Raw genomic sequence first — 20,009 nt, 5'->3', positions numbered from 1 at the left:
CCGCGGCGACTACGGCACGTCCACGGCCAGCTTCTGAAGCGCGTTCTTCGCGTCCGCGTGGTCCGGCTGCAGCTGCACCGCGGCCTCGTACTCCTTCTTCGCCTCGGCCTTGCGGTTGGTGGCCTCCAGCAGCTGCGCGAGCGCGAAGTGCGGCTCTCCAGCGCCCGCGTCCACCTGCGCTGAACCCCGGAACGCCTTCTCCGCCTCCGGCAGCTTGCCCTGCCGGTACAGCGTGTGCCCCAGGTACAGCAGGCCCAGCGAGTTGCGTGGCTCCACCGCCAGCACGTCGCTCAGCACCTGGAGCGCCTTGGTCTCGTCACCGCCGCGCAGGTACAGGAAGCCGAGCTCCGCGCGGGCCTCCAGCTGCGCGGGGTCCTTCGCCACCACCGCCTCCAGCTCCGGCACCGCCAGGTCCGGCCGGCCGCGCCGCGAGTGCAGGATGCCCAGCCGCGCCAGCGCCGCCGTCTCCGCCTCCTCGCCCGCTGCGGGCGTGAGCAGCTTCTCCGCCGCCGCGTAGTCGCCCATCGCGAGCAGCAGGTCCGCCAGGCCCAGCTTCGCCGCGCGGTGCTTCGGATCCTCCTGGAGCACGGCCTCGTAAAGGGGGCGCGCCTGGGCGCCCACGTGCTTCTTCGCGTACGCCTCCGCCAGCATCAGCCGGTTGTCCACCGTGGGCTGGAGCTTCACGCAGGCCGAGTACTGCGCGATGGCGCCGTCCAGGTCGCCCTTGGCCTTGAGCGCGTCGCCGTAGCCCGCGCGCACGCCGGGCTCGTTCGGGAAGGCCTCCACCGCCGTCTTCAGCGTGGCCACCGCGTCGTCCACCTTGCCCAGCTCCAGGTACGCGCGCGCCAGACCCTGGTAGGCCTCCGTCGTCTTCTTGCCGTCGTCGGCGCTCTTCTCGATGGCCTTCTGGAACGCGGACACCGCCTGCGTCTTCTTGCCCTGCGCCAGGTACAGCTGGCCCAACTGCGTGTACGGGCCGCTCGAGCGGCGGGGCTCCAGCAGCAGCGCCTTCTCGAAGGCCTTCGTCGCCCGGGCGTTCTCCCCCAACTGGAAGCACGCGAGCCCCAGGTTGAAGTGCGCCTCCGCGTACTTCGGATCCAACGTGATGGCCTTCTGGAACGCCTCCGCCGCCTTGCGCGCGTTGCCCTGGCCGTCCAGCACGACGCCCAGGTTGTTCTGCGCGCGCGCGTGCTTCGGATCCGCCTTGAGCGCCGCCTGGTACTCCGCGAACGCGCCCGTGACGTCGTTCTCCCGCATCAGCACGACGCCCAGGTTGTAGTGCGCCTCCGCGTCGCTGTCCTTCTGGCGGATGGCCTCGCGCAGCGTCTCCTTCGCCTCCGCGGCCAGCCCCTTCTCCGCCAGCGCCTTGCCCAGGTTCACCCGAGCCACCTGGAGCGCGCCGTCCAGCTTCAGCGCCTCGCGGTACGCCTCGATGGCGTCGTCCGTGCGGTTCGCGCGCTGGAGCACCTCGCCCAGGTTGAAGCGCAGCTCCGCGTCCTTGGGCGACAGCTCCGTCGCCACGGAGTACTGGGTAATCGCCTCGTCCGTGTCGTCCTGGATGCGCGCCAGCAGGCCGCGCTCCGAGCGCAGCGTGGCCTCCTCTGGGAAGGCCGCCAGCGCCGCGTCCAGCACCGCCTTGGCCTTGGGCACGTCACCGGACAGCCGCAGCGCCCGCGCCAGCGCGACCTTCGCGGGGACGCCGTCCGGCGTGAGCCCGACGAGCTTCGTCAGCGGAGCCACCGCGCGGCGCGCCTGGTTCTGCGACAGGAAGGCCGTGCCCAGCTTGTAGAGCGCGTCCGGGTCGTCCGGGAGCTTGTCCGCGCGCGCAGCGGGCTTCTCCGGCGGAGGTGCCTCCGGAGCGGGAGCCTGGGCCGTCAACAACTGGAGGAGAAGGACTCCGGCTTTCGTCATCACAGGTTCTCCACGTACGGGCTGGCGCGCGCGTCGAAGGTCTTCTTGGCCAGGGCGGCCTTCTTCGCCTCCCACGCCTCCTTCGCCGCCTGCGCTTCCTTCGTGTCCCCCCCGAGGTTCGCGCGCTCTTCCTTCACGGCGGCCTCGCACTCGGACACCTGCTCCTCGAAATCCTTCGGCTCCAGGCGCTCACTGCCCTGCACCTTCGCCTTGCGCGCCGACGTCAGCCGCGCCAGCTCGAAGCGGGCGAACGCGCAGCGCAGGGACAGCTTCTCCACCTCGCGCAGCCCCACGTTGAGGCGCTGGTGCGCGCGCAGGTACTCCACGCGGGCCTCGGACTCCGCGATGGCCAGCTGCGCCACCTCGCGGGACGACGCGTCCTGCGTGCGGTCCTCCTCGTCCTCGGCGGCCTCCTGGCGGCTCTTCGCACGGCGGATGTTGTCGCGCGCGCGGTTGATTTCGTTGTCCGCCTCGTCCACCCGGTCGATGGCCAGCGCCAGGTCGTTCTCCGCCTCCAGCAGCTCGATGCGCGTCTCGTACGGCAGCTTCTTCACCAGCGCGTCCGGCACGCGCATGCCGTAGCTCGGGCCGCAGGCGGCGGTCAGGAGGGACAGGCTGAGGAGCAGGTGGCGCTTCATGGAGCGATGGCCTCGAAACGGCTGAAGATGGTCCGGCCGGAGTAGACGTCGGTGCCGTTGGTGAACGTGACGTTGAACTCGCCCGACACCCGGTCCCCGGTGTTTTTCGGAAGGGACTTCACGAAGAGGTTGCCGCGCACGAGCGGCGGAAACGGACGCACCGGTTCGTCCAGCACGCTGCGGTCCACGCTGCCCCGCTGCGAGCCGTCGTCCAGCGCCTCCGCCAGGTCGATGTCCAGCGAGCCCGCGTACTCGTTGTCCGGCAGCATGTCCGCCACCCGCGCGCTCACCTTCAACACCACGTCCTGCCCGGTGCCCTGCGTGCTGACGAAGCTCACCGCCAGCGTCCCCTCCGCCAGGGCCGCCTCCGTGCGCTGGTAGCGCAGGTCGATGAGCTCCGTCACGCTGCCCTCCAGCTTGCCGCCCTCGTCACCACACGCGGTGGCGACGAGCGCGAACAGCACCGGGGCGATGCGGCGGAAGGGCGCGCTCACTTGCATGCCTTCCATCCCGCGTCCACGTCCGGACCGTTGAGCGTGCCCATGTCCTTGAGCACGGCCAGCTCGCGGCGCGCGCCGTCCGTGTCGCCGAAGCGGCAGCGCAGCGCGGCCAGGTTGAGGCGGGCCTTGTCGTAGGTGGGGTCCGCCTCCAGCGCCTTGGCGTACGCCTCCCGAGCGCCCATGGCATCCCCCAGGTTGAGCATGGCCCAGCCCAGCGCCGCGTGCGCGGACGCGCGCGTGTCCTGCAGCTCCGTCACGCGCCCGAAGGTCAGCTGCGCCATGCCGTACTGGTGCGCGTCCAGGTAGCCCATGCCCAGGGCCTCCAGCGCCTCCGCGGTGAGCACCCGCTCCGCCTTCTTGCGCAGGTCCTCCAGCGCCGCGGGCTGCGTGGGCGCGGCCGGCTGCGGCACCGGCAGCGCGGCCACGTCCGTGCGGTTGCGGCAGCCCACCACCGCCGCGTTGAAGACCTCCAGCGACTCCGCGCGGGACAGGCAGGCCTTGAAGGCCTCGTCGGAGCGGGCCTTGAGCGGCCCCACCTGCTGCTTCACCGCGTCCTGGAACTGCTTCGTCTCCGCGGCGGACAGCCCGCCGGGCACCGGCGTCTGGTCCACCACGTCCGCGATGTGGCCGTACGCCAGGGCAATCTTCCACAGCGACGCCACCGCCCACTCCGGATACCCGAGCGACGCGGCCTGCGTGTACACGCCCTCCATGGCCTGGAGCGCGGCGACCTTCTCCTCCACCTTGTCCGCCGGCAGGTCCTTGTAGCCGCGGTAGAGGATTTCGCCCAGGTACCAGAGCCCCTTGGCCGCTTCCTCCGTCTGGCCGTTGGGGCCCTGCACCGCGGCGGTGAGGGTGGAGATGAGCGCGTCCGGCGGAGCGGTGGGCGCGGTGGTGGCCTGCACCTCCGCGAGCACCGCCGCGGCGGCCACGTTGTTCTTGTCCAGCTTGAGCGCGGTCTCCGCCGCCGTCTTCGCGCGCGCGTAGTCCTTCTGCTTCAGGCGCGTCTCGGCGAGCAGCGACAGCACCTCGCCCTTGCGCGCGCCCGCGGCCTCCGACGCCGTCTCCAGGTTGCGGGACGCTTCCTTGTACTCACCCAGCGCGATGCGCAGGCGGGCGCCGGCCATCCATCCGTCCACCGACGCCAGGTCGCCCGTCAGCTTCTGGCCCACCTGTTCGAACCAGCCGGCCGCCTCGTTGAAGGCCGCCGCTTCCGCCGCGTGCCGGCCCAGCGTCAGCAGCACGTCCGACAGGTACTGGCTCTTGGGGTAGGACTGCACCAGCTTCGCGCCCAGCTCGCGCTCGCGCGGCAGGTCGCGCTTCTCGCGCGCGGCGGTGAACGCGCCGTAGAGCGCCTTCTCGCCGATGTCGCTGTTCTTGTTCTCGTCCGCGACCTTCATCAGGCCTTCGATGACGTCGCCCGTCTCCTGCGCGCTCTGCAGGGCCAGCTCGTCCAGGGCCTCGGCCTTGCTCTGCGTGAGGATCTTCTGCACCTCACCGCGGAAGTTGGACGGCAGCGAGGACGCGAGGAACTTGCGGCCCGTCTCGTCCAGCTTCTTGAAGTCGTTCACCTGCCTGAGGCTGTCCAGGGCCAGGTTGCCCGCCACCGGCGCGTCCTTGTACTGCGGGTGCGCCAGCGCGAACGCGGTGAACAGCTCCGCCGCCTTCGGGTACTCGCCGTCCTCGTAGTAGGCGCGCGCGATGTTGAACTTCACGTCCAGCACGTGCGGGCTCTGCGGGTAGCGCGACACGTAGTTCGCGCCCAGGAGCTTCAGCGCCTGCCGCGCGTCGGCCACTTCAAAGGCGTTGCGCTTCTGCGCCTCCTCCGGCTTGAGCGTGGAGAAGTGGGCCAGGAGCGCGCCGTACATGGCGGTGTCCACGGACTTGCCGTCCTTGGCCTTCTCCTCGTAGCGGGCCAGCTCCTCGAACTGGCGCGCGGCCTCTGGGAACTCCTTGGCGGCGAAGAGCGCGTCCGCGCGGTTCTTCATGATGGGCCGCACGTACTGGTCCGGCCGGAACAGCCCCAGGTACTCGCGGTAGGCGGCCGCGGCCTTCACGTACAGGTCCCGCGAGTCCGCCTTCTGCGCGGCCAGGTGCACCTGCGTGGCCAGGTCGCGCGCCATCTCCTCCGTCTCCGCGAGCTGCTTCTTGCGGTCGGACTCCGTCATCTCCGGGTCCGTCTTGCTCTGCACCGCGGCGCGCACGAGGAAGCGGATGTCCTCCGGCTCCGGCATCACCTTGCCCTTGGCGGCCTTGAGCGAGTCGTACAGCTTCTGACCGCGCTCCAGGTCCATCTCAGGGTCGGGCTGCACTTCCATCAGCTTGCGCAGCGTGGGGATGGCCCACTCGTACTGCTGCTTGATGAAGTAGCGGTTGCCCAGCTTGTCCAGCGCGAGCGCGTACGTGGCGCGGCCTTCGCTGAGCTTCTCGAAGTAGTTGAGCGCGCCCTTGGGGGGCTTGGCCTCCGTGTAGCTGTAGACCAGGTCCAGCAGGGCCTCGCGCTTGACGTTGAGCGCCTTCTTCACGTCCACGCCGGGCAGGGGCGCGCTGGCGGCCGCCGCCTCGAAGAACGTGACGGCCTCCGCGTGCTTGGCCTGGTTCACGCGGATCCAACCCATCTTGTAGCGGGCCAGGTCGTGCACCGGCGACGGCGGCAGCTCCAGGATGGCCTGGTAGTGCTTCTCCGCCTCGACCAGTTCCGCTTTGTCGAAGAAGTGGTCACCGAGAATCTGCTCGGCTTCCAGGCGCAGCGGGCTGTTGGGGAACTTGCGCGTCAGGTCCCCCAGCGTCTTGAGCATCTCGTCGAACTGGCCCAGTTCGCGCTGCTCGTGCGCCAGGTAGAACGTCACCTGGTCCCCGTCCTTGAAGTCCGGGTACTCGCGCAGCAGGCGGTAGTACATCTGCACCGCCTTCTGCTTCATCAGGCGCGTCTCCGGGGAGACGATGGCGCCGGTAGCGCCCTCCGGCCGGGTCTCCGCCTGGAGGTAGTACACGTAGCGGCTCTTCTCGACGTAGAGCTCCGCCAGCCGGAACTGAAGGTCCGGCAGGTAGGGGGCGTTGCGGCTCTTGGAGATGAGCTTCTCCGTCTCGCCGATGGCGCGGTCCACCTTGAAGATGTCGCGCTTGAGCTTGGCGACGAGCTCCTCGCGCTCCTTCGCCTTGGAGACGATGGGGTTGGTGTTGGGCCCAACACGGCCGGGGCCGGGGGCCGCGGCCGCGAGCAGCGCGGCGGTGATGAGGCCGGTGAACGGGCCGGTCATGGGGTTTCCTCGATGCAACGGCTCTCGATGCGGACCCGGTAGGACTTGAGCTCGTCGTTCCAGTATTCGTTGTCGAACTTGAAGGCGACCTGCGCGGGCGACAGCAGCTCTTCCTCTTGCGCCGCCACCACCTGCGCGCCCTTCTTCACGCGCTCGTACAGCTTGAGGCCGACCTCGTACTCCATGAGGCGCACCTGCTCGGCGGCGCGCAAGAGCGTGTCCGCCTCCTGGCGCACGGCGTCCTGCAGCCGCGCGTCGTACACGCGCACGGCCTCCGCGTGGGACAGGTCGTAGACGCGCGTCAGGTGCCCGAAGAGCCGGTCGCCGAAGCTGCCGGCGAAGCGGCCCAGGCGCTCGCCCTCCAGGTCCAGCAGGGCCACGAACTTCGCGGCGCGCTGGGTGTTTCCGTGAGCATTGGCGGCGCGGCGCAGGCGCGCGTCCTGGCTCAGGTCCTCGCGGTTGCGCACGGACTCCAGCGAGTCCGCGTACCGGCGCGTCAGCTCCTTCGCCGCGCGCTTGGCGGGCAGGTAGTGGCACAGGTCGCGGAAGATGAGCGCGCGCAGCAGGTACTTGTCCGGCATGAACTCATCGCGGAAGGACGGCGCGTCCAGCGTGGTGAGGATGCCCAGCGACGCGCGCAGCTCGCCCAGCTTGTAGCGGGTCCACGCCTCCTCCAGGTAGAGGCTGGCGCGGCCGGGGTCCAGGTCCGGCAGCTTCACCTTGCCGTACGCTTCCAGCGCGCCGGTGAAGTCCTTCTTCTCGTAGCGCAGGCGGGCCACCGCGAGCGCCGCCTCGTTGCGCGCCTCGCGGGTGAGCTTCTCGTCCTGGGAAAGGCCGAGGAAGTCCTTCACCATCTCCTCCGGCGGATCCTTCACCTGCTTGAGCCGGGTGACGAGCAGCGCGAACTTCGCGCGGCTGGCCTCCGCGCTCGTCTCCGGCAGCTTGGAGAAGTGCGTGTTCGCCCAGCGCTCGTTGCCCACGCGCAGGTCCACCAGGCCCTGCTGGTAGTGCGCGTAGGCGCCCGTCTCGTCCGGGAGGAAGCCCAGGTCGAGCGCGCCGAAGACCTGCTCGTCGATCATCACCTCGTCGTGCGGCCGGTCCGTCAGCCCCTTCAGCGCGTCCAGCGCGCGCGGCAGCACGTTGGGGTTGGAGCGCTCACGCGCGATGCGGGCCAGGTACGTCGCGCCCGCGTGCGTGAGGCCCAGGTCGATGAGGCTCCGGGCGAGGAAGTACTGGCCCCACGCGTAGTTGTCATCCGTGCGGGGCGTGGCCTGGAGCCACGCGTACAGCGGGCCCGCGGCGTCGCGCGGCTTGCCGTCGAAGTAGGCCTTGAGCGCGTTGTCGAAGGTCTCCGGCGGCACCTTCTGCGGAGGGGGTGGAGGCGCCTCCGCGACGGCGGCCTTGGCGGGAGCGGGCGTGGCAGCAGCGGTGCCCGCGTCCGTGGGACCGGTGGTGCCCGCGTCCGTGGGAGCGCCAGCGGCCTTCGCGGCGGCGGCCGGTGGAGGTGGCATGGGCAGCGTGCCCGCGTCCGGTGCCGCATGGGCGACCGTCGGGGACACGAGGAGCGCGGCGCTGGCGAGCGCGGCGACGATGAGCGGGCGGGACGTCATTCCGTGGCGCCGAAGTTGAAGGCCGTCCCAATCTGCACGGTGGGCACGTTGATGATGCGCGCCGCGCCCGCGAAGACGGTGTTGTTGGTGACGTCCAGCCGGAAGGACACGTTCTGGCTGGAGAACATGCGCACGCCCAGGCCCAGGTTGACGGCGGGACGGAAGCCGTCGCTGCGGTCCACCTTCACCACCGTGCCGCCGGCGAGCAGGAAGACCTCGAAGTGGATGACGTTGGAGTTGAGGAAGGACGTCTTGCCGTACAGCGGGCTCCACATGAGGTCGGAGCCCACCATCCACTGCACCTGGTCCTCGAAGGCGGTGGCGGTGGGGGCGGCGTCGAAGTCCCGCTCCAACTGTCGGCGCAGGCTGGTCTGCACGTTGTAGCTGTACGTGCCGCGGCCCACCTGCCACGCGACGCTGTCGCTGAAGTGGTACGTGTAACCGACGGTGCCGATGAGCCCCTTGTAGAAGGCATCCGCGGGCAGCACGCCCACGCCGAGCGAGAGCTCGTGGTGCATGCGGTAGAGCCGGTCCTGCACCGCGGAGACGGTGCCGGGGTTCTCGAGTTCCTCGGCCTGGGCGCGCGCGAGGCCGGGCACCAGGCACAGGAGGGAGAGCAGGAGGAATCGCACGGGGACTTTTTCCTGTCAGGAGGCGGGGGACGACGTGGGGTGGGGGGAGCGCCCCCGCGTCAGTAGCCGACCGAGTTGAAGAGGAACGGATACGTGATGATGACTTGGCCGCCCTTGGGAGCTGGGAACTGCCAGCCCTTCAGGCTGCTGAGGATGCACGCCTCGACGGAGGCGTTGCGGAGGGTGGAGGACTTCGTCTTGGCGGAGGCGACGCGGCCGTTGAGCCCGATGGCCCACTCCAGCACCACCTTGCCGGCGAGGCCGGGGTCCTTGAGCAGCGCGCGCTCGTAGCAGCCGTGCACCTCATTGAGGTGGCTGTTGATGACCTTGGCCACGGCTTCGCGGTCCACGGTGCCCTGGGTGGAGGAGATGCTGCGCGCGGTGGCGCGCGTGACGGTGCCGCCCACCGCGCCCTTGCCCACGCCGCCCGCGCCCAGCGCGCCAATGCCGCCGCCGCCCTTGCCGCGCAGCAGCTCCGCGCCCAGGGTGGCGCCGCCGCCCTTGCCGCCGCCGCCCAGTCCGAAGGTGCCCAGGCCCGCGTTGGCGATGGGGGCCTTGCCGATGAGGCCCGCGAGTTTGTAGTTGGTCTGCTTGGCGTTCTTGCTGCCCGGGCCGCTGCCCAGCTTGTCCACGGCGGCCAGCAGGTCGTTGGTGGCGGGGCCCGCGGCGGACAGCTTCGCGAGCGCCTTGAGGGCCTTGCTCTCAGGCGCGGCGGCCACGGCCTTGGGGACCTGCACTTCCTTCACGGGCTTGGGAGGAGCCTTCTCCGCGACGACGGGCTTCTCCTTCGCGGGCTCCTTCTTCTTGAGGGTCTCGAGCTTCTTCTTGGCCTCTTCCTTCTTCTTGGGCTCGGGGGCGATGAGGCGCAGCGCGACGGGCGGCAGGTTCTTCTGGGTGAAGTCCGCGGTCGCGGGGCCTTGAGGCCGGGTGGCGATGAACCAGCCCAGGCCGCCGCCGAAGATGGCGAGGAAGAAGAGGGTGAGCCAGGGCAGGCCCTTGAGCGGGTTGACGAAGATGCGCTCGGGGGCGGGGGCCGCGTAGGCGACGAGCGACATCTTGCCCTGGGTGAGGCGGGCGGCGGCGCCGTCGCGCAGGGTGACGAAGCGGCGGCTGCCGTCGGACTCGAGCGCGGCGGTGGTGACGGGGGCGAAGTGGCCGTCGCTGTGCGCCTTCTCCACGTCTGTGCCGGGGGGCACGAAGAGGCGGTAGTTGCCGTTGACGGACTCGGCGAGGGTGAAGTCGTCACCTTCCGGGAGGGTGAAGCCCCACAGTGGCATGGGGGCCAGCTCGTCAACGGCGGCCTTCACGGGCTTCTTCGCGTCCGGGACGAAGCGGCGCGCGTCGCGGCGCACGGCGCCCCAGTACAGCTCCAGGTAGAGCTGGGCCGCGCCCTTGCCCGGGCCGATCTTCGGCGCGTGCGTGGGGCGGCTGGCCGGGGCCTTGTCGAGGACGAGGGGGCCGGAGGTGGGCGCGGCGACGTCCGTGTCCAGGTCCGCGAGCAGGTCGTCCACGGCGAGCAGGCTGGGCATGACCTCCGACGGAGGACGGCGCCGCGCGGAGGGGACGGTGCCCGCGGGAACGGCGGGAGCGGGAGCCGGCTTCGACGCCGCGGGCTGAGCGTGCGCGGCCTGTTGCGCATGAGCCGCCTTCGCGGCCTGCTGAGCCTGTTGCTGCGCGAGAGCGGCCTGCTGGGCCTGTTGCTGCGCGAGAGCGGCCTGCTGCTGTGCGTACGCGGCCTGCTGCGCCTGCTGTTGTGCCAGCGTGGCCTGCTGAGCCTGCTGCTGTGCGTACGCGGCTTGCTGCGCCTGCTGTTGTGCGTACGCGGCTTGCTGCGCCTGCTGTTGTGCCAGCGCGGCCTGCTGAGCCTGCTGCTGGGCGTAGGCGGCCTGCTGGGCCTGCTGCTGCGCGAGCGCGGCTTGTTGCTGCGCGTGTGCGGCCTGCTGGGCCTGCGCGGCTCGCTGAGCCTGCTGCTGGGCGTAGGCGGCCTGCTGCGCCTGCTGTTGCGCCAGCGCGGCCTGCTGCTGCGCGTAGGCGGCTTGTTGCGCCTGCTGTTGGGCGAGCGCGGCCTGCTGAGCCTGTTGCTGCGCGGCGTGCTGAGGCGCGAAGCCATTCGCGGGCCCGAACGCGTGCGTCGCCCCGTTGCCTCCGTTCAGGGGCGCGGCGGGCGGAGCCCCCGCACCTCCGAGGAGCGCGGCGACCTCGGGCGGCGGCTGCGGCTTGGACTCGACGGGACGCTGGTTGAGGATCCGCGTCTTCAGGACGAACGGACCGCACAGCACCTCGTCCACGGAGCGGATCTCACAGGCGGTGACCTGGTGCCCGTTGACGAAGACGCCGCTGGCGCCGCCGCCCGCGTCCTGGATCGCGGTGCGGCCGTTCTGGAAGTACAGCAACGCATGGCGCGGCGACACGGACGCGTCGTCCAGCCGCAGGTCCGACGACGCATCGGAGCCGAGCGCGTAGGTGCCGGGGACGAAGACCTCCGTCCCCACCAGGAGGCCGTCGCGGAGGATGACGACTTGCAGGACGCTGGGCTGGCCGCTCAACGGTGACGCTCCCTTCGAGGGGTGATGGGCGGTACGGCCCTACTGATCGTAGACGGTGGCGAGCGTCTCCGAGCGGAAGCTGTCGCGCTCGCGGAGCATCGACCGCGTCTTCAATTCCTTGCGGTCATACAGGTACACGGCGCCGGACTTGTTCGTCTGGCCCTGGATGAGCCGGTCGTCGAAGTCGATGCGCGACGGGCCGCGCTGCGGCGGCGCGGACGACGCGGCGGCCGAGGCATCCCCCGTCACAGGGTCCGTGACGGCGGTGCTCGACTTCGTCTCGATGCGCGGGGGCGCCTTGCTCGAGCCCTTCTTGGCCTTGGGTGCCTTCGCGGCCTTCGTCTTGGAGGCGCGTGCACGCCCCTGGGCCCAGGCATCGTTCGCGGGGGAGAGGGGACCGAAGCCGAGCACGCTGGCGACGGCACAGAAGAGGAGGAAACGTCGCATCATCAACAGGTTAAGCGATGCGAGCCCCGACCTGTCAACGCACACTCCAGCCCCATGGCATGGCCTGTGGCGATCAGGTGTGGGGGGCAGTCCACCTCACCTGGGGCGGACTCTCCACGACTCGTCCTTCTTCGTGCCGGTACGCTGGAAACGTCCCGTGGGGTTCCCTCCGAGCGGCGCCTCCCCAGCATGCGAGCAGACGTGGCACGAAGTCATCGTGACACGGTGGGCGGATGGAGGATGCTCGCGCGCGGGAGGCATGCCCACGCGTGATAGGTGTCACTCGCAATCGGGGATGGATCGCGGCCGTGCTCGGAGCCTTGGTGCTCCTGGGCCTCGGGGTCTTCGTATTGAAGCCCCCGAGCAGCCCCGCGCCAACGCCCGCGCCGGCGCCGTCCGCCGCTCCCGCTGAACCGCGCCCCATCCTCCAGGCGGTGGGCCCGAAGCTGACCAGCAACCAGACCTCGCAGCCGCTCGCCCTGTACGGAGAGAACCTGGTGCCGGGCCTGCGGCTGGTGCTCGGCGCGCCCCTGTCGCGGGAGGTGCCGCTCACGGTGGTGGACGCGCGCCATGGCTACGCGAGGCTCCCCCCCGACCTCAAGCTCCCCGAGGGCACCTTCCAGACGGACGTGCAGCTGTCGCTCGCCGCGACCGGTCCCCGGCCCACGGGCACCGCGCGGCTCACCCTGGTCAACGACGCGGCCTTCCCGGACCTGATGGCGATGGCGCTGTCCCCGGACGGGCGCACGCTCTTCGTCGCGTCGCCGCCCACGGACACGGTGTTCGCGCTGGACGTGGAGTCCGGCCGCGTGGAGGCGATGGCGGTGGGGGACGGGCCGTCCGCGCTGGCGACCTGGAAGGACGCCAGCGGCCATCCCTGGTTGGGCGTGGCCCACCAGTACGGCGCGGAGCTCTGGCTGTACGCGCTGGACGCGCCGGAGCGGAAGGCCCGGGTCGTCCCCGCGCCCCCGGGTGTGTGGGGCCTGGAGGTGGACGGGGCGAAGGGCGTGGCCTTCGTCGCCGAGCACCACCGCGACACGGTGCACGCGCTCGCGCTGGAGGATGGCCGGGAGAAGTGGAGCGCGGCCGTGGATCCGAACCCGCGCGCGATGGCGCGGTGGAACGGACTGCTCGCGGTGGGCAGCCTCCAGACGGGGCAGGTGGTGCTGCTTCGCCAGGACGACGGCCGGGAGCTGGCGCCGGTGGTGCCGAAGCCCGGCGTCCCCATCATTGGAGGCACCACGGAGGCCTTCTCCGCGCAGGTGATGGGTGGCAAGGCGCCGCGAGCCCTGGTCGCGAGCGACCGCCTGAAGCGCCTCTTCATGTCGAGCCTGGGGCCGAACGTGGGGCCCAACGCCCAGCGCATGGAGGTGAGCGCGAACAGCGGCGTCGCGGTGCTGGACCTGGACCGGCAAGAGGTGGTGCGGCACCGGGGCTTCGGCGCGGGCGTGACGGAGGGGCTGGCGCTGGATGACCGCGCCGGGCTGCTCTACGCGGCGGATGTGGGTCTGGGCCAGGTGCGGGTGCTGGACGCGAAGGCGCTGGTGAAGGGCGACGCGGCCGCGCGCGAGGCGGTGCTCCAGACGCTGCCGGTGCTTGCGCCAGAGGGCACGCCGTGGATCCGCCCCGTGGAGGACCTGGGCACGAAGGGCAGGGCGGGGCTGGAGCTGCACTCCGGGCCGCGCTCGCTGGCGCTGTCCCCGGACGGACGCACGCTCTACGTGCTCAACCGCTTCACGGGCACGGTGGCGGTGGTGGACGTGAGCGAGGCGCGCGCGGGAAAAGCGCGCGTGACGCGGCAGTGGCCGGTGGTGGACGTGCGCTCGCGCGAGCAGCGCCGGCTGGGGCAGGTGCTCTACTTCGCCGACGTGGGGCGCACGGGCATGAGCTGCGACGCGTGCCACATCGAAGGGCACACCGGCGGCGTTTTCTTCGAAAAGACGCGCCCCATGCGCATCTACCGGTCCACGACGGCCCTGGGCAGCCGGGACACGCCGCCCTACTTCACGCCCGCGAGCACGCGCAGCCTCGCGGAGACGGCGGAGACGGTGGGTGGGCGTAACCGCTACCACAACCCGGATCCGTCGCCGTCGGAGGTGGAGGCGCTGGCGCTCTACACCTCGCTGCTGCCCACCGCGCCCAACCCCTACCGAGGAGAGGACGGCGCGCCGCTGGAGACCGTCACGCTGCCGGACGGCAGGACCGGCCATCCGGTGAAGGGCCTGGCATTGTTCGAAGGGAAGGCCCGGTGTCTGGCCTGCCATCCCGCGCCCCTCTTCACGCTGGACCAGGACCCCTCGACGCGGGGCCAGTACCAGGACGTCGGCACGCCCATCGCGCTACCGCTGCGGCTGGATCAGCAGCAACTGGTGACGGGAGCGGCGCCGCCCTCACTGGTGGGCACCTGGGACGTGTGGCCCCTCCTGACGAGCGCCACGGCGGGCTACGCGGTGCAGGAGGACCGGCTCGTGGTGGGCTCGCGCTTCCCGCTGCGCACGCTGCTGGAGACTCCAGGCCTGAACCACGGCGCCGCGCAGGAACTCACCGCCGAGGAGCGCGACGACCTGCTCGCATACCTGCTCACGCTGTGAGTAGAGTTGGCGCGTGCCGCGATTGCTATCACTGGCAGTCTTCATCAGCGCGCTAGCTCTGCATTGGGCGTGTGCCGCGGCTCAAGCTCCTGGCACACCGAGGCCCGGTGCCGACGCTCAGGCCGCCACCTGCCCGAAACATGAACCGGCGTCCGCGCGGGTGGAGTTCCAGCACGCAGGCTTCGACGGACAGACCCTGTCAGGGCGCCTGTTGCTGGGGACCTCAAGTGGAAGCCTGTGTCTGGACCGGCGTCTCATTGAGAGCCACACGCTGACCGTGGAGCGGGTCCTGGACTGTGCCAGCGGGCAGCCCCTGCCGTTCCTCGTCGTCGACGTCCGGACGCCACCGCGCCGGGAAGAGGACATTCTCCTCCTCGAGCCAGGCCAATGGTACGGGCGGGATGTAGTCGTCCCGCTCTTCCCCCAGTCCGCGACCGGGCAGCCCGGACCTGATTGTGTCGACGTGGAACTGTCCGTCCACGCACTGGATGCCGCCAACATCGCGAAGCCGAGGCTGCGCGTGACGCGTGTCCCGGCTCCCGAGTCAGAAGCTCCTCCCGCTGACGGCACTGCTCGGGAGCCGTCACCCACGCCCTAACGCGCGGGATTGGAGTGGAAGGGCATCAGCACCGCGGCGCGGACCCGGGTGGCCAGCGCCTCGGAGAGCAGCGGCCACCCGAACGCCGCGAACGTGAGCACGGCCATCATCCCGCTGAACATCCACAGCCCCATCATCACCGCGATGCCCAGGTGCAGGCCCAGCGTCAGCGCCACCCAGAGCCCCCGCGTGCGCCGGGGCCAGACGCAGAACGCGTAGCCCACCTCCACCACCAGCGTGCCCCACGTGGCCAGCTTCACCAGCCACGGCACCACCGCGAGCCACGCGAAGTCGAACTGGCCGTACTGCGGCTGCATCAGCACCTCCCAGAGCGCAGTTCCGTTCCGCCACACGGGCCCCAGCAGCTTCTCCAGGCCCGTGGTCAGGTAGATGAGACACAGGTGCACCTGCAACACGCGCAGCGACAGCGTCGCCAGCGCGGACGGCGCGCCGGACAGCCTCCCCGCCCGCACGTCCAGGGAGTACGCCGTGCCCACCGGCATCACCGCGCAATAGAACAGACTGATGTGCGCGAAGGTCTCCACGCCGTAGGAGAAGAAGCTGATGCTGTTGAGCAGCACCGTGTGGAGGATCCAGGCCACCACCGCCGACAGCCGCGTGTGCAGGCCCAGCAGGAGCCCCAGCAGCGCCACCACATAGACGAACGTCAGGCCCTGGATGATGGCCGCCTGCGAGAAGCCCAGCGGCGCCAGCGCGGCCACCACCGCGCCCACCCGGGGCACGGACGGGGACGCCATCACCTCGGAGACGCTCCAGGGCACCCAGCCCCGGTTGCCCAACAGCTCCGGCAGGCTCTCCGACAGGCTCCACGCCTGGATGAGCAGCAGCGCCGCCACGCCGATGCGGAACACGCCCAACGGCTGCGGAGAAGAAGGCTCGCCGACGAACGCCGCCAGCCTGGCCCCCACCGCGGACCTCCAGGTCTGGGCGCTCATGGCGTCACCTCCCCCGTGGACACGGCCGCGGGCACGCGCCGCTGGAACTCCGCGCGGTAGGCCTCCGTCCAGAGGGGGCGTGCCCCCTGGAGGTGCGCCTCCATGCCGGGCAGCTGGAGCGACTCCACGCGCACCGTGACGGAGCGCGCGTCCGGGTGCCGGCCGAACATCGCCGCCGCCCACGCGCGGGCCAGCGCGTCCCGGCTCTCCTCCAGGTTGAAGCGCAGGTTCATGGAATGGATGCGCACGTTCACGGCGCCATTGTCGGACCGGAAGTCGTCATGCAGCGGTTCGCCGGACGCACCTTCCAGGTCGAAGGAGACACGCACCGCCGGGCTCACCCCGGGGGCGAAGAAGCTGAAGCCACTGCTCGACCCCGTCCAATGTCCATAGGCCTGGGCCCAGGGCCTCGTGGTGTCCGTCAGCGGGAGCAAGGGCACGTGCAGCGCGCCACGGGCCACCATCAACAGGTGCAGCACGGCCAGGCCGGTCAACAACCCGTGCCGGGGAGTCAACGTGTGTCGCATGGGGGCTCCAGACCGAGCGCCGGAGGGGGCACCTCCGGCGTCGGGTCCGTCTTGAATGAACCGCTACTTCGTTTCAGGGGGTTGTGACGTCAGCCGGCGTCAGTTGCAGTTGCCGGAGATGCTGCCGCCACCGATGAAGATGCCCAGCAGGTTGCCCGTGGTGTTGCCCAGGATGTTGCCGCCACCCAGGATGTTGCTGAGGATGCCGCAGTTGCCGTTGCCGCTGCCCGAGCCACCGGCCAGGGGGCCCGTCTTCGACACCAGCACGACCTCCTCCATCGACACCGCCATGCGCGGGTCGTGGCTCTTCACCTCGCGGTTGTGAGCCATCGCGCCCGTCGCACCCAGCGCCAGCACGAACATCGCCACGGTCCCGCCCAGCTTCATGTGCGTCTTCTTCATGGTCTTGCTCCTTGGGGATTGGACAGCACGGGCAATGTCTTTCCCCTCCCCGAAATCGGAACCATCCCGGTAAGACCAGGATTCTGTTGAGGGCTGATTCCAGGCGGGATGTGGACATTCCAGCCTGGTTGGCGGCGAGCTTTTCTCCGCCGGCGCGAAAAGGCGGGAGTGGTGTCGGGGGCTTCACGTGGATCCGGCACGCGGGTCGCTTGCGTTGGAAGGGGGGGCTGAGGTCTACAATCCAACGAATGCGTTCCTCCCCCCGGGTCGCCTGGCTCCTGCTTCCAACGTTGTGGCTGTCGTGCACCGACGCGGGGCTCTATTCGATTGATGACCGCGCGGGCGGCACACGGGACCGCGCCAACTTCGAGGGCGACCTCTGCGTCCCCGAGGCCACCGGCGACGCGTTCCCCGTGAAGGTCGTCTTCGCGCTCCAGGGCGGCACGGGCGTGGAGCCGGAGGTGGTGGGCTCCGCGGTGGACGGGCTCACCACGCTCACCTCGCGCTTCACCGGCCCGCAGGTGCGCTTCGGGCTCGTGGCCTTCCACTCGGTGGCCACCGGCCTGCAAGGCAGCTTCACGGACGCCGCCTCCTTCCAGACCGTCCTGCCGCGCTACGCCAGCTACCAGCAGGATGGCCCCATCAGCATCCGCTCCGCGCTGCGGCTGTCCAAGAGCCTGATGTCCGGCGAGATGCAGTCCTCCTGCAAGGGGGAGGTCGCGCGCTCGCGCTACGTGGTCGCGCCCGTCATCCGCAGCTCCGACGTGAGCTGTGACAACCCGGCCTTCAACATCGGCATCGACAGCCGCTGCACCGCGCTGGCCCAGGCCGCCGGCTGCAACGCGACCCCGGAAGACCAGGCCCGGTGCAACGCTTCGTGCAGCCAGTGCGAACTGACCGCCGTGGTGGGCGAGCTCAAGGGCCTGGTGGAGCAGCTGGGCGCGGGCGACGTCAGCGTCCAGCCCATCTACGTCCGCGATGCCACGCCCGACCCCGTCACGCGGTTGCAGGTGGCCGCCATCGCCAACGCGGGCGGCAGCGCGCCCGTGGAGACCGACTGGCAGGGCCTGCCCAACGCGCTCGCGCGGCTGGACTACGGCGCGCTGGACAACTCGCTCAAGCTCAAGCGCTTCCTCGCCTTCAACCGCAACGTGCAGGTGCGCAACGGCCAGATGCTCATCGACAGCGACGGTGACGGCGTGGCGGACGACGACGAGCGCGCCATGGGCCTGGACCCCACCGTCCCCGACACCGACCAGGACGGGCTCATGGACGGCGTGGAGCTGCGCATGGGCCTGGACCCGCTCGCCGTGGACATCATCAACGGCTGCAGCGTGGTGCAGGACACGGACGGCGACCGGCTCAACGACTGCGAGGAGCGCGTGCTGGGCAGCGACCCCTGCGTGGGCGACACCGACGGTGACGGCCTGCCGGACCTGGTGGAGGCCCTGTCCCAGACGAACCCGCTCATCGCCGAGGACCTGCTCGACACCGACCGCGACGGCATCTCCAACGTGGCGGAGGTGGAGGCCCACGGCGACCCGCTCAGCGCCGACCTCGACTTCCACCGTGAGCGCGGCTACGGCTACTCCATCGTCCCGCTGCCCCCCACCGCCACCAACGACCGCGCCTGCTACCGCACCCGCGTGGAGAACGTCTCCCTGGTCCCCACCCTGGAGCGCCCCCACCCGCTGATTCCCGGCGAGGTGATCTCCGCCGGCACCAACGAGGTCTACCTCTACCTCCAGGTGGGCCGGGACAATGATCCGCGCGGCGCCGGTGTGGGTTCGCTCTTCATCCAGGAAATCCAGTACGACCCCGACACGGGCCGCACCCCCGCCGGGATGGTTCCCCTCGTCTCCGACGACTTCATCGTGAGCAACTGAGCCGGCCCGCTGGCGTGGGGTGTTCCCCACAGTCTGAATGGGGTGTCCCCCCCACACCCTTCCTGTAGCAGGCTCTTTCGAACGCGCAACCCCTTGAAGTTCCTCACCCTGAAACTCCTACAGACGCGGGATCGCCTCTTGCTAGGGGCAGGGGTTGTGAAAGGAGTCACCATGACTATCGGTCGCATTGCCCCCATGTTGGCGCTCGGAGCCTTCCTGGTGCTGAGCCCCCGCACCGTGCAGGCCCAGGAGCAGAACCCGGACAACCCGGAGTGCCTCGGAGATGAGTGCGGCAGGCCCAAGGAGGAGGGCGGCGGCTGCGGTTGCGGCTGCGGCTGTTCCGTCTGGGTGGCGTACACGGACGACGGCAAGACGCTGTCGTACACGGACGACGCGGACGGCGACGGCAAGGCGGACGACAAGGACAACTGCCCGTTCTCGTCCAACCGCGACCAGGACGACACGGCGGACAGGGACGGCGTCGGCACCGCCTGTGACAACTGCCCCGCGGTGTCCAACGCCAACCAGCTGGACGGCGACGGCGACGGCATTGGCGACGCGTGTGACGACGACGACGACGGCGACAAGGTCCTGGATACCGTCGACAACTGCCCCACCATCCCCAACGCCAACCAGGCGGACAACGACAAGGATGGCATCGGCGACGTCTGTGACGACAACGATGACAACGACCTCTGGCCGGACGGCGAGGACAACTGCCCGCTCATCGCGAACGACGACCAGGCGCTGCCGGCGGACGTGAGCCTGTGCCGCGTGGACGCGGACGGCGACAACGTCTCCGACAACCTGGACAACTGCCCTGGCCTGTCCAACCCGGACCAGAAGGACACGGACGCGGACGGCATCGGCGACAAGTGCGATCCGGACATCGACAACGACTCCGTGCTCAACACCGTGGACAACTGCCCCGCGGTGGCCAACCGCGACCAGGCGGATGACGACGGCGACGGCCTGGGTGACGCGTGCGACACGCGCTACTGCGTGGTGCTCAACAAGGACAACCCCAACGACTGCCTCGACCCGAAGTCGCCCTTCAGCGTGGGCACCGGCGGCAGCATCAGCGTGGAGAAGACGGGCATGGCGGTGCGCCCGCCCCTGTTCGCCAACCGCAACGGCGCGGCCATCGAGTACACGTGGACGGTGGTGAAGCGTCCCTCCGGCTCCACCGCGGTGGTGGAGAACCCCAAGGGCGCCGTCACCTACAGCCGCCACTGGGAGTACCAGTACGTGGACGGCAGCGTGCCCAACTTCAACCCGGACAAGGAAGGTGAGTACGAGCTGCAGGTGTCCACGCGCCTGGCCTTCGCGGACCGCGTGTTCCCCAATGAGCGCGCCTCCGTGTCCAGCCTCTTCGTGAAGGTGGGCGAGCAGGACTCCGACGGCGGTGGCTGCACCTCGCTGCCCGCGGGCGGCAGCGCCGCGGCCCTGGGTGCCGGCGTGCTCGGCCTGCTCCTGCGCCGCCGCAAGAAGGCGTAACCAAGGAT

At 70.4% G+C, this 20,009-nt stretch carries 14 protein-coding genes; 3 read left to right on the top strand and 11 right to left on the bottom strand.

Going from position 1 to position 20,009, the window contains the following annotated elements; translation table 11 throughout:
• Positions 1 to 9: 9 nt before the first annotated feature.
• Genes D7X30_RS05755 through D7X30_RS05720 form a run of 8 tightly spaced genes read right to left on the bottom strand, consistent with a single transcriptional unit; the run spans position 10 to position 11,547 of the window.
• Positions 10 to 1,911, bottom strand: a complete 1,902-nt coding sequence (locus D7X30_RS05755) for a tetratricopeptide repeat protein (RefSeq protein ID WP_120561850.1) — start codon at positions 1,909 to 1,911, stop codon at positions 10 to 12.
• On the bottom strand, positions 1,911 to 2,549 hold the full coding sequence (locus tag D7X30_RS05750) for a hypothetical protein (protein ID WP_120561849.1): 639 nt from the start codon (positions 2,547 to 2,549) through the stop codon (positions 1,911 to 1,913). The genes D7X30_RS05755 and D7X30_RS05750 overlap by 1 nt, the downstream gene beginning before the upstream one ends.
• Entirely contained in the window at positions 2,546 to 3,049 is a 504-nt protein-coding gene (locus tag D7X30_RS05745) for a hypothetical protein (RefSeq protein ID WP_233591417.1), read from the bottom strand. The genes D7X30_RS05750 and D7X30_RS05745 overlap by 4 nt, the downstream gene beginning before the upstream one ends.
• Positions 3,040 to 6,309, bottom strand: coding sequence for a tetratricopeptide repeat protein (locus tag D7X30_RS05740; protein ID WP_120561847.1), 3,270 nt, complete (start codon positions 6,307 to 6,309; stop codon positions 3,040 to 3,042). Before D7X30_RS05740 ends, D7X30_RS05745 begins: the two co-directional genes overlap by 10 nt.
• Positions 6,306 to 7,919 carry a hypothetical protein gene (locus D7X30_RS05735; protein ID WP_120561846.1) on the bottom strand — a complete coding sequence of 538 codons (1,614 nt, stop codon included), beginning with the start codon at positions 7,917 to 7,919 and terminating at the stop codon, positions 6,306 to 6,308. Before D7X30_RS05735 ends, D7X30_RS05740 begins: the two co-directional genes overlap by 4 nt.
• Positions 7,916 to 8,551 carry an outer membrane beta-barrel domain-containing protein gene (locus D7X30_RS05730; protein WP_120561845.1) on the bottom strand — a complete coding sequence of 212 codons (636 nt, stop codon included), beginning with the start codon at positions 8,549 to 8,551 and terminating at the stop codon, positions 7,916 to 7,918. The genes D7X30_RS05735 and D7X30_RS05730 overlap by 4 nt, the downstream gene beginning before the upstream one ends.
• Before the next feature lie 59 nt (positions 8,552 to 8,610).
• Positions 8,611 to 11,097, bottom strand: coding sequence for an AgmX/PglI C-terminal domain-containing protein (locus tag D7X30_RS05725; RefSeq protein ID WP_120561844.1), 2,487 nt, complete (start codon positions 11,095 to 11,097; stop codon positions 8,611 to 8,613).
• A gap of 39 nt (positions 11,098 to 11,136) precedes the next feature.
• Positions 11,137 to 11,547, bottom strand: coding sequence for a hypothetical protein (locus tag D7X30_RS05720; RefSeq protein ID WP_233591416.1), 411 nt, complete (start codon positions 11,545 to 11,547; stop codon positions 11,137 to 11,139).
• A 230-nt stretch (positions 11,548 to 11,777) separates the two neighbouring features.
• Here D7X30_RS05720 and D7X30_RS05715 point away from each other — a divergent pair, with 230 nt between their 5' ends.
• Complete coding sequence (locus D7X30_RS05715) at positions 11,778 to 14,135, top strand: MtsA protein (protein WP_120561843.1); 2,358 nt, start codon at positions 11,778 to 11,780, stop codon at positions 14,133 to 14,135.
• Positions 14,136 to 14,729: 594 nt separating this feature from the next.
• On the opposite strand, the gene D7X30_RS05705 is transcribed toward D7X30_RS05715, so the two are convergent.
• From D7X30_RS05705 to D7X30_RS05695, 3 genes are all read right to left on the bottom strand, one after another.
• Positions 14,730 to 15,689 carry a hypothetical protein gene (locus D7X30_RS05705; RefSeq protein ID WP_120561841.1) on the bottom strand — a complete coding sequence of 320 codons (960 nt, stop codon included), beginning with the start codon at positions 15,687 to 15,689 and terminating at the stop codon, positions 14,730 to 14,732.
• On the bottom strand, positions 15,686 to 16,216 hold the full coding sequence (locus D7X30_RS05700) for a hypothetical protein (protein WP_147443121.1): 531 nt from the start codon (positions 16,214 to 16,216) through the stop codon (positions 15,686 to 15,688). The genes D7X30_RS05705 and D7X30_RS05700 overlap by 4 nt, the downstream gene beginning before the upstream one ends.
• 99 nt (positions 16,217 to 16,315) lie before the next feature.
• On the bottom strand, positions 16,316 to 16,618 hold the full coding sequence (locus D7X30_RS05695) for a hypothetical protein (RefSeq protein WP_120561839.1): 303 nt from the start codon (positions 16,616 to 16,618) through the stop codon (positions 16,316 to 16,318).
• A gap of 248 nt (positions 16,619 to 16,866) precedes the next feature.
• On the opposite strand from D7X30_RS05695, the gene D7X30_RS05690 reads away from it, so the two are divergent.
• Positions 16,867 to 18,504, top strand: coding sequence for a calcium-binding protein (locus tag D7X30_RS05690; protein WP_120561838.1), 1,638 nt, complete (start codon positions 16,867 to 16,869; stop codon positions 18,502 to 18,504).
• A gap of 171 nt (positions 18,505 to 18,675) precedes the next feature.
• Positions 18,676 to 20,001 (top strand): thrombospondin type 3 repeat-containing protein, encoded by a 1,326-nt coding sequence (locus tag D7X30_RS05685; RefSeq protein WP_120561837.1) that lies wholly within the window; start codon positions 18,676 to 18,678, stop codon positions 19,999 to 20,001.
• Positions 20,002 to 20,009: the final 8 nt, after the last annotated feature.

This window comes from Corallococcus sp. AB011P, assembly GCF_003611605.1.
GTDB classification, from domain to species: Bacteria; Myxococcota; Myxococcia; order Myxococcales; family Myxococcaceae; genus Corallococcus; species Corallococcus coralloides.
Note: the sequence above shows the minus strand (reverse complement) of the source record. Positions and strands in the feature narration are given on the sequence as shown.